This window comes from Streptomyces sp. NPDC058308 (assembly GCF_042880275.1).
In the GTDB taxonomy this organism is placed as follows: Bacteria; Actinomycetota; Actinomycetes; order Streptomycetales; family Streptomycetaceae; genus Streptomyces.
The window spans coordinates 274307-286105 of record NZ_JBHVZA010000006.1; the positions used below are offsets into that span (position 1 = coordinate 274307).

10 protein-coding genes are annotated in these 11799 nt (G+C 74.2%); 5 read left to right on the top strand and 5 right to left on the bottom strand.

Features of this window, described 5'->3' with window-relative positions; translation table 11 throughout:
• Nucleotides 1-120 precede the first annotated feature (120 nt).
• Entirely contained in the window at nucleotides 121-1281 is a 1161-nt protein-coding gene (locus tag ACFVYL_RS11600) for a serine hydrolase domain-containing protein (protein WP_389714679.1), read from the bottom strand.
• A gap of 138 nt (nucleotides 1282-1419) precedes the next feature.
• Nucleotides 1420-4014 carry a M14 family zinc carboxypeptidase gene (locus tag ACFVYL_RS11605; RefSeq protein WP_389714681.1) on the bottom strand — a complete coding sequence of 865 codons (2595 nt, stop codon included), beginning with the start codon at nucleotides 4012-4014 and terminating at the stop codon, nucleotides 1420-1422.
• 138 nt (nucleotides 4015-4152) lie between these two features.
• Here ACFVYL_RS11605 and ACFVYL_RS11610 point away from each other — a divergent pair, with 138 nt between their 5' ends.
• Entirely contained in the window at nucleotides 4153-4959 is an 807-nt protein-coding gene (locus ACFVYL_RS11610; protein ID WP_389714682.1) for an EI24 domain-containing protein, read from the top strand.
• Here ACFVYL_RS11610 and ACFVYL_RS11615 read toward each other — a convergent pair.
• Nucleotides 4920-6173: a pyroglutamyl peptidase gene (locus ACFVYL_RS11615; protein WP_389714684.1), complete on the bottom strand. Its 1254-nt coding sequence runs from the start codon at nucleotides 6171-6173 to the stop codon at nucleotides 4920-4922. The two genes, ACFVYL_RS11610 and ACFVYL_RS11615, sit on opposite strands and share 40 nt — an antisense overlap.
• A gap of 334 nt (nucleotides 6174-6507) precedes the next feature.
• On the opposite strand from ACFVYL_RS11615, the gene ACFVYL_RS11620 reads away from it, so the two are divergent.
• The gene (locus tag ACFVYL_RS11620; RefSeq protein ID WP_389714685.1) at nucleotides 6508-7140 is read left to right on the top strand and encodes a LysE family transporter; all 633 of its coding nucleotides are present in this window, start codon (nucleotides 6508-6510) and stop codon (nucleotides 7138-7140) included.
• A 36-nt stretch (nucleotides 7141-7176) separates the two neighbouring features.
• Here the strand turns inward: ACFVYL_RS11620 and ACFVYL_RS11625 are convergent, their stop codons facing one another.
• Nucleotides 7177-7755, bottom strand: a complete 579-nt coding sequence (locus ACFVYL_RS11625) for a TetR/AcrR family transcriptional regulator (RefSeq protein WP_389714687.1) — start codon at nucleotides 7753-7755, stop codon at nucleotides 7177-7179.
• Between the two features lie 98 nt (nucleotides 7756-7853).
• Between ACFVYL_RS11625 and ACFVYL_RS11630 the strand changes: the two genes are divergently transcribed.
• Nucleotides 7854-8996: an agmatine deiminase family protein gene (locus ACFVYL_RS11630; RefSeq protein ID WP_389714688.1), complete on the top strand. Its 1143-nt coding sequence runs from the start codon at nucleotides 7854-7856 to the stop codon at nucleotides 8994-8996.
• An 84-nt stretch (nucleotides 8997-9080) separates the two neighbouring features.
• Here the strand turns inward: ACFVYL_RS11630 and ACFVYL_RS11635 are convergent, their stop codons facing one another.
• A complete protein-coding gene (locus ACFVYL_RS11635; protein ID WP_389714718.1) occupies nucleotides 9081-9977 on the bottom strand; it encodes a LysR family transcriptional regulator in 897 nt (298 codons plus the stop codon).
• A 148-nt stretch (nucleotides 9978-10125) separates the two neighbouring features.
• Between ACFVYL_RS11635 and ACFVYL_RS11640 the strand changes: the two genes are divergently transcribed.
• A complete protein-coding gene (locus tag ACFVYL_RS11640; RefSeq protein ID WP_389714690.1) occupies nucleotides 10126-10944 on the top strand; it encodes an NAD(P)-dependent oxidoreductase in 819 nt (272 codons plus the stop codon).
• Between the two features lie 58 nt (nucleotides 10945-11002).
• Complete coding sequence (locus ACFVYL_RS11645) at nucleotides 11003-11416, top strand: RidA family protein (protein WP_389714691.1); 414 nt, start codon at nucleotides 11003-11005, stop codon at nucleotides 11414-11416.
• Nucleotides 11417-11799: the final 383 nt, after the last annotated feature.

Genomic DNA, 11799 nt, shown 5'->3' on the forward strand with positions numbered 1-11799 from the left:
CGCCCGTGGCGATATAACAAGGTCGCGGGGGGGGGACGCTGACCCCCGCTCGCTTATCGCCGGCGCCCCCCCCCCGGGGGGGGGGGCGGACCTCCGTCGTCAGCAGGCCGTCCCGGGCGGTCAGCCCGTGGCGAGCGCCGCCTCGTGCACCACCCGCGCCAGGCGCTCGTTCTCGGGCGCCGACCCGCCGGGGAAGGCGTACCGCCGCCGGGTGTAGCCGTAGGCGAGCCCGCTGCTCGGGTCGGCGAACGCCTGCGAGCCGCCCGCGCCGCTGTGCCCGATGGAGCCCGCGCCCAGGAACGGGAACAGCACGTCGGACGTGGCCTGGAAGCCGACCGCGAAGACCTTGTGCGCCCGCGACACCAGGTCGTAGCCGACCGACTGGACCTGGCCGAACTCGGCGACCGTGGCCGGCTTCAGGAGCGACTCGCGCCCCTCGACGCCGGTGACCGCGGCCGCGTACATCCCGGCCAGACCGCGCGCGGAGGCGACGCCGCCGACCGATGCGGGGCCCTTGGCGCGCACCGGACGGGAGTTGGGCAGCGATTCGATGTCGGTGGGCTCGGCCCCGTTGCGGTTGAAGGCGATGGAGGTCAGGCTCCGCGGGCCGGTCGCCGCCGTCGCGAGGAGCGCCTCCTGCTCGGGCGTCGGGTCCATCGGCAGGACGGAACGGAACCGCCCCTCGTGCTCCTCGGGCAGGCCGAGGAAGAAGTCGAGGCCGTGCGGGGCGCGCACCCGCTCCTCGTACAGCTCCTGCAAAGTCCGGCCGGTGGCGCGGAACACCACCTCGCCGGTGAGCGCCCCGATGACCAGGGCGTGGTAGCCGAAGGCGGTGCCGGGCCGCCAGCGCGGGCGCTGCCCGGCCAGCCGCGCGGCGATCGCCCGGTCGTCGGCGAGCTCCTCGGGGGAGAAGCCGCCGTCGACGCCCACGACGCCCACCCGGTGCGCGAGCAGCTCGCGCAGGGTCGCGGCGCCCTTGCCCCCGGCGGCGAACTCGGGCCAGTAGTGGGCGACCTCGCGGTCCAGATCGAGCGTGCCGTCCTGGACGAGCAGGGCGACGACGAGGTGGGCCGCGCCCTTGGTGGACGAGTACACGCCGTACAGGGTGGAGCTGTCCGTGTCGGGTCCCGCCCACAGGTCGACGACCTTGCGGCCCTTGACGTACGCGGCCAGCTGTCCGGCGTAGTGGGGGTCCTCGGCGGCGAGGACGGCGGTGAACTCGTCGCGCACGGCCTCGTAGCCGTCGGCGACGGTGCCCTGCACCTTGATCTCGCGGGTCATACGGGGTGGCCTCCGGGGCGTGTCGAGTTGATCGGTACCTGATCAACGGCCACGCCCCGGAGAGTAATTCCCCGGCCGGTGCTCGGCCGGGCCCCTGCGACGGGCCCCTGCGACGGGCCCCTGCGATGTCCCTCCCGGCTAGCGGCCGACGCTCAACAGCGCCCGCCCGACCTGCGGGAACACCCCCTTCGGGTGGTCGCGGAAGAGCGGCTCGGTGCCGAAGAGCACCACGTCCGTGCCCCCGGCCGACCCGCTGACGACCGAGGCGCGGCCGGCGGCGTCCGACGGTCCGCCGCCCCCGTCCTCCAGCGCCCGCCAGTGCCCCGAGACCAGCGGGTCGCCGGTGCCGTACGTCTGCTCCACCCGCACTCCTGAGCCGAGGCCGGTGAACCACATCGGCGCGTAGACGAAGCTGTGGTCCGGCGCTCCGCCGGTGACCGCGCCGCCCGAATTGGCCACCCGGACCACGCCGTTGGCGTCACCGTTGCCCTGGACGGGCTCGACGGCGAGCAGTTTCGCCGCGGTGTTCAGCGCGGCGCCGGCCGCTCCCCGCCCGACCAGGCCGCCGCCCCCGGCGAGGAACCGGTCGAGCCCGGCCCTCGCCCCCGGGTCCAGCTTGCCGCGGTCGAGTCCGGCCGACACGAAGAGCGCGTCCGTCTTCCGCCAGTCGAAGCCGGAGTTGAGCACGGCGGTCGAGACCGGCGTCACGTCGAAGTTCATCTCCCGCAGCGCGAACAGCTCCCCGGGCGTGACGGCCGCGGCGACCCGCGTGCGGTGCAGGGCGGCGCCGCCCCGCGCCTTCGTGGCGTCGAAGGCCACGTCGTACTTCTTCGCGGCGGCGGTCGCGGCACGGCGTGCGGAGGCGGGCAGGATCGCACTCCCGTCGTGGTCGCGGCGTGCGGAGACGCCCTGTGCGAGGAGGGAGTTGAGGGCGGCGATCTCGCGCGGGTCGTCGAGACGCAGCCGCAGCTTTCCGCGGGGCGCCACGTACCCGACGCGGGCCGCGGAGCGCACCGCGCGCGTGTGCACGCGGTGCGGATCGCCACTGCGCACGGCGTCCACGCTCGCGCCCCACAGCCGCCCGAGGCTCCACCCCGAGATGTCGTACATGGTCGACACCTTGCCGCTGATGTCCCGCCCGTCGGCCAGCATCACATTGGCCAGGCCCCGCTTCGGCTGGTGCATGTCGACGACGTATGAGCCCTTCGGGTACGTCCGCCCGCCGAGCCGGAAGCCGTGGCTCGCGCGCCCGACGCGTACGTCGTTGGCGAGGAGATGGTCCACGAGCCGCGCCGCCGCAGGCGCCGAGCGGCGGCTCCCGCCGCCCGCCGGAATCACGTACGCACGCGGGAAGTCCGTCGTGTAGACGTCCTCCGGTCCGATCGCCGGCACCCCCGGCACGGTCTCCTCCGACACCGGCACCTGCTCGGCGCCCGTCGCGCCCCGCCGGAAGACCTCGATCTGGTCGGCGATCACCGAGCGGCGGTGGCGGTCGGTGTGGTCGAGGGTGGCGCGCATCGCGGCGCCCGCGATGTCGACGTTGACCGCGGCCCTGCGGCGCAGCTCCGCGACGGGCCGCGTCTCGTACTCCTCGTTGTTCACCTGCATCGGGAACTCGATGGTGTGCGTGGCGACCGCGCCGTGGAAGGGCAGGTACTGCGGGGTGAAGATCGGCGGCCAGTCGTCCCAGCCCTCCTGCTGGTCGCGGAAGGGGATGACGGGAGGCTTCACGCCGTCCTTCTCCTCGGTGTACCCGAGGCGCTTGATGGCGGCCTCCATGCCGAGGGCGTTGGCGTAGGAGTTCTTGAGGAAGAGGTCGTACTCGTAGTTCTCGCCGTGCGGGGGAGTGGTCGGCTCGATCAGGGTGCCGTTCACGTACCCGTGCAGGTCGAGCATGACCGCGGGCTGCTTGGCCACGGCGATCTGCCGGACCGCGCGGGTCTCGGGCTGCGAGGCGGTGATGAAGTCGCGGTTGAGGTCGAAGCCGTTGGCGTTCGCGCGGGTGCCCGCGATGCGGCCGTCGGGGTTGGCGGTGATGCTGAAGTAGAGGCGGTTGTGCGCGAGCAGGTCCTTGCTCCGCGCGTCCTTCGCGCCCGCCAGCCTCTCGATCAGCTTCAGGGCGGCGTCGGTGCCCTCCCACTCGTTGCCGTGGATGTTGTTGTTGATGAACACCGGCGTCTTGTACGAGGACTTGATCGCCCTGTCCCCGGCGGCCGCGCCCGGCGCGTTCTCGATGCGCTCGCGCATCCGCTCCTGCCGGGCCGTCTCGCGCGCGGACTCGGGGGCGGTGACGGTCACGAGATAGAGCTGGTGCCCGCCCGCGGACCGGCCCGCGATCTCCACGCTGACGCGGTCGCCGACGCGCTGCAGAGCATTCAGCTTCGGGGCTATGCCGTGGTACGGCGTCAGCCCCAGCTTTATCGACTTGTCGGCCGGATTCTCCGGAGGTACGACGAGCTTGCGCTCGCGCGGATACCCGCGGGCCTCGTCGTCGCCGAGCCCCGGAGCCCTCGTGTCGCCGAGGGCGCGGACCGCGGCCGCCGCCGGGGCCCCGGACGCCCGCCCCGCGTCGGACGGCGAGCCCTCACGGACGACCGGACGCGGCGTCGGATCCGCGCTCGCGCTGCCCGGGGCGAGCGCGGTGAGGAGCAGCGCGCCCGCGGCTACGGCGGCGAGCGCAACGGATCTTGAGGGCGGGAGCGATACGGGTCCTGACGGCCGGGACATGCCCATGCGTACCTCCGGGAGATCGGTAAGCGAGGTCTTACCGGCTCAACTCCCGCACAACAAGAGGGCCTTGTGTCCCAGCCGTGACGGACCTGCCGATCACCGGGGACAGGCCCCCGCCCACCTGCGGCTAAGGTGTGCCGCATGCGCGATCTGGGTGTGGGCTTCGGCTACTTGGTGAAGGGGCAGCGCTGGGTCGCCCAGCACGGCAAGCAGTACGGATGGGGGCTGCTGCCCGGCCTCATCACCCTCGTTCTCTACACGGCCGCGCTCGTCGCGCTCGCCCTGTGGGGCTCCGACCTAGTCGGCTGGGCCACGCCGTTCGCCGACGACTGGTCCTCGCCCTGGCTCGGCCTCTTCCGCGGCTTCCTGACGGCCCTGCTCTTCGCCCTCGCGCTGCTGCTCTCCGTGCTCACCTTCACCGCGGTGACCCTCCTGGTCGGGCAGCCGTTCTACGAGTCGCTCTCCGAGAAGGTCGACATCGCCGAGTCCGGCCACGCTCCCGAATCGGGCCTGCCGCTCTGGCGCGAGCTGTGGATCTCCGCCAGGGACAGCCTCCGCGTCCTGGTGCGGGCGGCGCTCTGGGGCGTGCTGCTCTTCGCGCTCGGCTTCGTGCCGGTGGCCGGGCAGACCGTCGTCCCGGTGATCGGCTTCTGCGTGACCGGCTTCTTCCTCGTCGAGGAGCTCACCGCGGTCGCCCTGCAGCGCCGCGGCGTCGAACTGCGCGAGAGGCTCACCCTGCTCCGCTCCCGCAAGCGACTCGCCTGGGGCTTCGGGGCGCCGCTCGCCGTCGCCTTCCTGGTGCCGTTCGTCGCGGTCTTCCTGATGCCGGGCGCGGTCGCGGGCGCGACGCTGATGGCACGGGACCTTCTCGGCGAGAACGGCACCGACGGCGGCGGTCCTGCCGCGGGTCAGGACGACGCGGCCACCCGGAGGATCCCCCTCACCTGAGCGATGATGTCGAGCCGGTTGCGCACGAACTCGGGATCGGTGACGTCGCCCGTCGCCGGGTCCGTGTTGCCCGCCCCGAACTGCAGGACGGGCGTGTGCACATGGCCGCCGGGCAGCCGGTCGTGCAGCCCGAGCCGGTCGCGCAGGAGCGTCGCGCGGTAGCCGATCTCGTTCGACAGGTAGTCCCCGCCGCCGCCCGCACGCGCCGTCGACCCTTCGGTGGGCCCGTCGGGCCGGACCACGGGATCGGTGCCGCCCGCCGGGATCTCGGTCACCGACGTGTTGTCGTACACGGGGAAGCGGCCGGTCCGCGCGTCCTTGATCGCCTTGTACGGGAGGGTCGTGGACGTCCACTGGGGCTGGGAGGCGGGATCGCTCACCGGCACGGTCTCGGTGCGCGACACGTTCTCGTTGTCGGGGAAGCCGCCGCGCCAGGCGCCGTTGGTCCGCTCGATGTCGAACCGGCCGACGCGCCCCTGGCTGATGGTGGTGAACAGGTCGACCCGCGGCAGGTGCGGCCGCAGCGCCCGCTCCACGGCGCCGTCGGCGAAGTCCTGCCACCGGACCGGGAAGACCACGGCCTCGACGCGCGCGGGCCCCTCGGGGGTCCGGATCGTGGTGCCGTCCAGGGCGAGCGCGGTGGCGCCCGACGGGTTGCTGATGCGGACGTCCCGGTCGAGGGTGAACGGGTCGAAGCCGGTGACGAGGATGCGCTTGACGTGCTGGTGCCCGCCGGACCGGTACGCGACGCTGTCCTGCCCCCGTGAGGACCTCTCCAACGCGCCGATGAGACGCCCCCGTTGGGCCTCGGTCAGGGGGAACCGGGTGGGCGCCCACTGCCGCAGCTCCCGCGTCATCGCGAGCCGCGCCCAGTACAACGGCCGGTCGTCGTCCCGGCTGAGGGCCGACGCCGCCCCGGCGGGCCCGTGCCCCTGTGCCCGCTCGACGGCCCGCCGCCACAACGACCTGCCTTCGCGCCCGACAAGGCGCCGGGCCGCCTCGTACGAGGGGGACCTGCCCAGCGCCCGCGCCAACTCCGGGGCCTGCGAGTCGAACCCGCTGCGCCGCAGTATCTCCTGGGGAGCGGCACGGTCGAGCCGCGCCTCCTCCACGGTGGGAGCGGACCGCCCGGCCGGGGCGGCGGAGGCGGGGGCCGGGGCGGCGAGCCCGGCAAGCAGAGCGGCGACACCGAGAGCGCCAATTCGAGAGAGCACGCGAGTCCTTCCGTAACCGGTGGGGTGGCGGAAGTATCGCGGGGCGGGTCGGGCGGGGGCTAGGTCATGTCCGCATTGTCCCTCTCATCACCCGCACGGCGGCGGGACGTCGAAGGCGGGTGGGAGTGGCGCGGCGGGTCGCGGCGGAGTCGTGCGTGGCTCGCGTGGGCCGCGTAAACCGGTTGCCGGGCGCGCCCCGCTCCCGCGACGCTGCGCTCATGACCACGACCCCGGCCACTGCCACCGCCGCCCTGCCGCCGACCGCCCCCGCCGCCCGCCCGGCGCGTGGCCGGCAGCAGGCCGGGCCGCCGTGGAGGGCGATGCTCGCCCGCGCGTGAGCGCCGTCCTGGTCGCGGGGCTGCTCGCCGGGTACGGCATCGCCATGCCGGTCGGCGGGGTCGCGACCTACCTCGTGGCGCTCACCGCCCGCACGTCCTTGCGGACCGGCGTCTGCGCCGCGCTCGGTGTCGCCACCGCCGACGGCCTCTACGCCCTCGTCGCCGCGGTCGGCGGCGCCTCGCTCACCGGGGTCGTCGAGCCGGTGCTGACGCCGTTGCGGTGGGCCTCGGTCCTGGTGCTCCTCGCACTGGCGGGGCGCGGCGCCACGACGGCGGTCCGGGAGTACCGCGGGCGCGACGCGACCGCCGTGCGGACCGGCACCCCCATCGGCCCCGCCCGCGCCTACGCCGCCCTGCTCGGCATCACGCTCCTCAACCCCGCCACGGTGATCTACTTCGCCGCGCTCGTCCTCGGCAGCCCGGCCACGGCCGCGCTGACGCACCTGGAGCAGGCCGTGTTCGCGCTGGCCGCCCTCGCGGCGTCGGCGAGCTGGCAGGTGCTCCTCGCGGGCGGCGGCGCGCTGCTCGGGCGGGCGCTGACGGGCCGACGGGGCCGGCTGGTCACGGCGCTCACGTCGAGCGCGCTGATCACGGGCCTCGCGGTCCACCTGTTGCTGGGCGCGGAGTGAGGCCGCCTACGTCCGAGGACCTGCAAAGGCAGGCTCTCAGGGCCGCCCCAGCTCCAGGCCGACCGCGCCGCGCAGCAGTTCGTGTGCCCGGTCGAGCGGCAGCGTGTCGCTCAGCCACCGCTCGCTCAGGCCCTCGACCAGCGCGGTGAGCCGCTCGGCGGCGGCCTCCGCGTCGACCCCGGCAGCGGCCTGCCCGGCGGCCCCGGCCCGCCCCACCAGGTGCGCCAGGTCGTCCACCCACTCCCGCGTGGCGGCGGCCAGCTGCTCGCGCAGGTCCGGGTCGAAGACGGCGGTGGCGCGCAGCTCGCCCCAGGCCGCGCTGTTCTCCCGTACGCGGGGGGTGTCCTGCAGTTCCAGGAGCAGCAGTTCGGTGAGCTGGGCGCGGGGGTCGTCGGGGGAGGCGTCGAGGGCGGGGTCGGTGTAGCGGACGGCGCGCCGGCTGATGAACTCCAGGGTGCGGCGGAGCAGCCCCGCGCGGTCCTTGAAGTGGTAGTAGATCAGGGCGGTCGAGACGCCGGCCTCCGTGGCGACTTCCTCGACGCGCAGCCCGCGCACGCCCCGGCGGGCGATGAGCCGGGCGGCGGCTTCGAGGATCTGGGTGGGCCTGTCCGGCATCGCGTACTCCACTGCCTGAGGAAAGACGGTCGACGTGTCCGGTGCCCGATCATGCCTTACGCTCGTACTGACCAAATTTTCAGTCAAGGGGATCGATCATGTCGTTCACGCGGATGTCCAGGCGCCGGGCCGTAGGGCTCGGGGGCCTCGCCGCCCTCGGCGCGACGCTGAGCGGCTGCGGGGACGGCGGGGGCGGCGAGCGGGGGCGCGGCCGGGCCGTGCCGGCCGCCGCGACCCCCGGCGGTGACCGGCGCATGCCCGAGGAGGCGGCGCCGCACGAGCTGACGTACATGTCCTGGCCGACCCGGCGTATCTGGAAGTCGGACGTGCACGGCGTGCGGCAGGACATCGCGCGGATCGCGCGGACGATCGCCGAGTTCGAGCCGGTGACCCTGCTGGCGAACGAGCGGGACGTGGCGGCGGCCCGGCGCGCCTGCGGCTCGGGCGTGACGGTCGTGCCGGTCCCGGTGGACGACCTGTGGATGCGGGACACCGGACCGAGCTTCGTCCTTGGCCCGGACGGCATCGCGGGGGTCGACCTCAACTTCAACGGCTGGGGCGGCAAGCAGGAGCACGACCGCGACGGAAAGGTCGCGCGGGAGGTCCTGGCGGACCGGCGCGTCGCCAGGATCGGGGCGCCCCTCGTCGGGGAGGGCGGTGCGATCGAGGTCGACGGGGCCGGCACGCTGCTCGCGACCGAGAGCTCGCTGGTCAACGACAACCGCAACCCCGGCAAGTCCCGCGCCGACATCGAGCGCGAGCTGAAGAGCCTCTTCGGCGTCACCGAGGTCCTCTGGGTGGACGGCGTCCGGGGCGAGGACATCACGGACTGCCACATCGACGCGCTGGCCCGGTTCACCGAACCCGGCGTGGTCCTCATGAGCACCCCGGACCCCGCGGCGCCCGAGGACGTCTGGACGAAGGTGTACGCGCAGGCGCGCGACGCCCTCGACGGCGCGACGGACGCCCGGGGCAAGCGCCTTGAGATCGTCTCCCTGCCCGAACCGGTGGACATCGGCCGCCGCGGCGACGACTTCCTCGCGACCTACGTCAACTACTACGTGGCCGACGGCGGCGTGGTCATGCCCCGCTTCGGCGACCGGAAGGCGGACGACGCGGCGGCGTCGATCGTGCGGGACCTGTACCCGGGGCGGCGGGTCGCCCAGGTGCCGGTGGACACGCTCGGCGAGGGCGGCGGCGGCATCCACTGCGCGACGCAGCAGCTCCCGAAGCAGGGCTGAGGCGAGGCGAGCGCTGAGGCGAGGCGAGCGCTGAGGGGAGCACTGTCTCCCGTCCCCCGCCTCCGCTCACCCCACCCCTCCCGCTCACCCCACCCCTCCCGCCGCCTCCCGCAGTGCCGCAAGGAACGGTTCCGTCGCCGGGGGCGCCGTCAGGGTCCGTGGTGTCGCCGCGTACACCGCGCGCCGGGGCAGGGCCTCGTCCCGTACGGGTACCAGCGTGATGTCCGGCCGTACGCCCTCCGCCGCGAGTGCGGGGACGAGGGTCACGCCGAGGCCCGCCGCCACGTAGCCCTGTTTCGCCGTCCACTCGGCGACGACGTGGGCGACGCGTGGCCGGAAGCCGTGGCGGAGTGCCGGGTCGAGGAGGGTGCGCTCGCCGTTCCGGGAGCCCGACACCCAGTCTTCGGCCGCGAGTTGGGTGAGGCTCACCTCCGGTTCGTCCGCGAGGGCGTGCCCCGCCGGCAGCGCGACGTACAGCGCCTCGTCGAGCAGGTGGTGCAGTTCGTACGCCCCGCCGGGCCGCGCGCCGCCCGTCGACGACACCACCGCAAGGTCGAGTTCGCCCTCCGCGAGGCGCGCCAGGAGGGCGGGCGTCAGGCCCTCCTCGCGGGTCAGGACCACGCCCGGGTGACGGTCCCGGAACCCCGCGATGGCCCGCGGCACGAGCCCCGCGTCCGCCGTCGCGAACGCCCCGACCCGCAGCAGCCCGCCCGTCGCCTCCCGCATGGCGGCCAACTCCCTTCCTGCGAGGCCCAGTCGGGCCAGGATGTCCTGCGCGTGCGGAAGCAGCGCCCGCCCCTGCGCGGTCGGCCGCACCCCGCGCGGCAGCCGGTCGAAGAGCGGCGCCCCGCCCAGCGCCGCCTCCAGCGCGGAGATCTGCCGCGACACGGCGGACTGCGTCCACCCCAGCTCACGCCCGGCCACCGTGAAGGACCCGTGCCGGGCCACGTCGAGGAAGGTGCGGAGCCAGACGGTGGACAGTTCCGGCGGTGCGGGCGGTTCCGTCGCGGGGGCCGGGCCCGGGGCCGGGGGCGTGGCGGCGGCTCCGTGTGCGGCATGCGGGTTCGGCATGGCTCGCATGCTAGACATTCGCTTGTCGCATCCCGCGCCCGGGCCTAGCGTCGGTCGCATGGAAAAGATCGCATTCCTCGGCCTCGGTCACATGGGTGAGCCGATGGCCCGTCAACTTCTGTCCGCAGGGCACCCATTGACCGTCTGGAACCGCACTGCGGAGAAGGCGAAGGCCCTCGTCGGGGCCGGCGCAACGGCCGCCGCGAGCCCCGCCGACGCCGTACGCGAGGCCGACGTCGTCATCACCATGCTCGCGGGCCCCGCCGCCGTGCGCGAGGTCGCCGACGCCGTCCTCCCCGCGCTGCGCACCGGCACGTACTGGGTGGAGATGTCGACCGTCGGACCGGAAGCCGTACGGGAGTTGGCAGGCCGCGTCCCGGCGGGCGTCACCCTCGTCGACGCCCCCGTCATGGGCAGCACCGACAAGGCGGCCGACGGGCGGCTCGGCATCCTCGCGGGCGGCGACGCGGCGGGCGTCGAGCATGTGCTCGCCCGCTTCGGTCCGGTCACCCGCACCGGCCCGCTCGGCTCCGGCGCCGCGCTCAAACTCGTCGTGAACACCGCCGTCATCGGCGGTGTGGGCCTGGTCGCCGAGGCCATGAAGCTCGCCGACGCACTCGGCCTTGACGAGGCCACCGCCAGGGACGCCCTCGCCGCGGGACCGCTCGGCGGCGCCGTCGCGCGCGCCTTCGCCACCGACGTGCACTTCGGCAGCGATCTCGCCGTCAAGGACATCACCCTGGCGACGGAGGCGGCGCGACTGCCCGTGATGGAGGCGGTGTTGGGCCACTTCGAGGCGGCCGCCGCCGACCCCGACGTCGTCCACGAGGACGTCGCCCGCGCCGTCACCCACATCCGGGCCCGACGCGCCACGTGACCTGGCACCCCACGCCCCGCAAGCATCCCGCCCTCGCCCCCGCCAAGGAGTACGCAGCATGGAGATCACCGTCGGCAACCCCGTCACCGGCCCGCGCCCGCAGGGCCCCTACTCCCAAGTCGCGCGCGTCGAACACGCGGACGGCGGCGTCCTGCTGTACCTCTCGGGACAGTGCGCCGAAGGCGACGGCATGGCAGCCCAGACCCGCGGCGTCTTCGAGGCCGTGGAGCAGCTGCTCAAGGCCCACGGCGCGGGACTCGACGACGTCATCAACATCCGTACGTACCTGACGGACATGGACGCCGTCGCCGAATACGTCGCCGTACGCCGGGAGTTCCTCCCCGGCACCCCGCCCACGAGCACCACCGTGGCGGTCCCGCGCCTCGTCCCGCCGGGCGCGCTGGTCGAGGTGGAGGTGGTGGCCGCCCTCGCCGGTGTCCCGGACGCCACCGCCGGGGCCCTCGCCGGGTAGCTTCAGAAGTACCGGAACGCCGCTGGCGTGAGGATGCGCCCCGTCAAGGGGCGCGGGGAACTGCGCGCCCAGCCTCAACGAACCGGCACCCGTGTACGTCGCCGACACCGCGAGCCGGCCGGGGCAGCCCTCCTCGCCGTCGGGGGAGACCCGCGAGAGCCGCACCCCGCGCCCCGCCCCTCTCCAGGGTCCAGCGGTGGACGGACGTGCCGTCGGGAAGCGTCCCGAAGAGATCGCTGCGCATGCCCGTGACCCTGCGCCGGGCCCCGCACCAGAAGGACCCTAGACCTAGACGAGTAGTTCCGATAGCGGGGTTCTCAGACGGAGGGAGGGTGTCCAACATCGGGTTGTGACGACCAATTTAGACACCCTCTTGACGGCAC

Bases quoted from the DNA above. Each gene is read 5' to 3' on its own strand.
- ACFVYL_RS11600 (WP_389714679.1), bottom strand. From the start codon at position 1,281: ATGACCCGCGAGATCAAGGTGCAGGGCACCGTCGCCGACGGCTACGAG.
- ACFVYL_RS11605 (WP_389714681.1), bottom strand. From the start codon at position 4,014: ATGGGCATGTCCCGGCCGTCAGGACCCGTATCGCTCCCGCCCTCAAGA.
- ACFVYL_RS11610 (WP_389714682.1), top strand. From the start codon at position 4,153: ATGCGCGATCTGGGTGTGGGCTTCGGCTACTTGGTGAAGGGGCAGCGC.
- ACFVYL_RS11625 (WP_389714687.1), bottom strand. From the start codon at position 7,755: ATGCCGGACAGGCCCACCCAGATCCTCGAAGCCGCCGCCCGGCTCATC.
- ACFVYL_RS11630 (WP_389714688.1), top strand. From the start codon at position 7,854: ATGTCGTTCACGCGGATGTCCAGGCGCCGGGCCGTAGGGCTCGGGGGC.
- ACFVYL_RS11640 (WP_389714690.1), top strand. From the start codon at position 10,126: ATGGAAAAGATCGCATTCCTCGGCCTCGGTCACATGGGTGAGCCGATG.
- ACFVYL_RS11645 (WP_389714691.1), top strand. From the start codon at position 11,003: ATGGAGATCACCGTCGGCAACCCCGTCACCGGCCCGCGCCCGCAGGGC.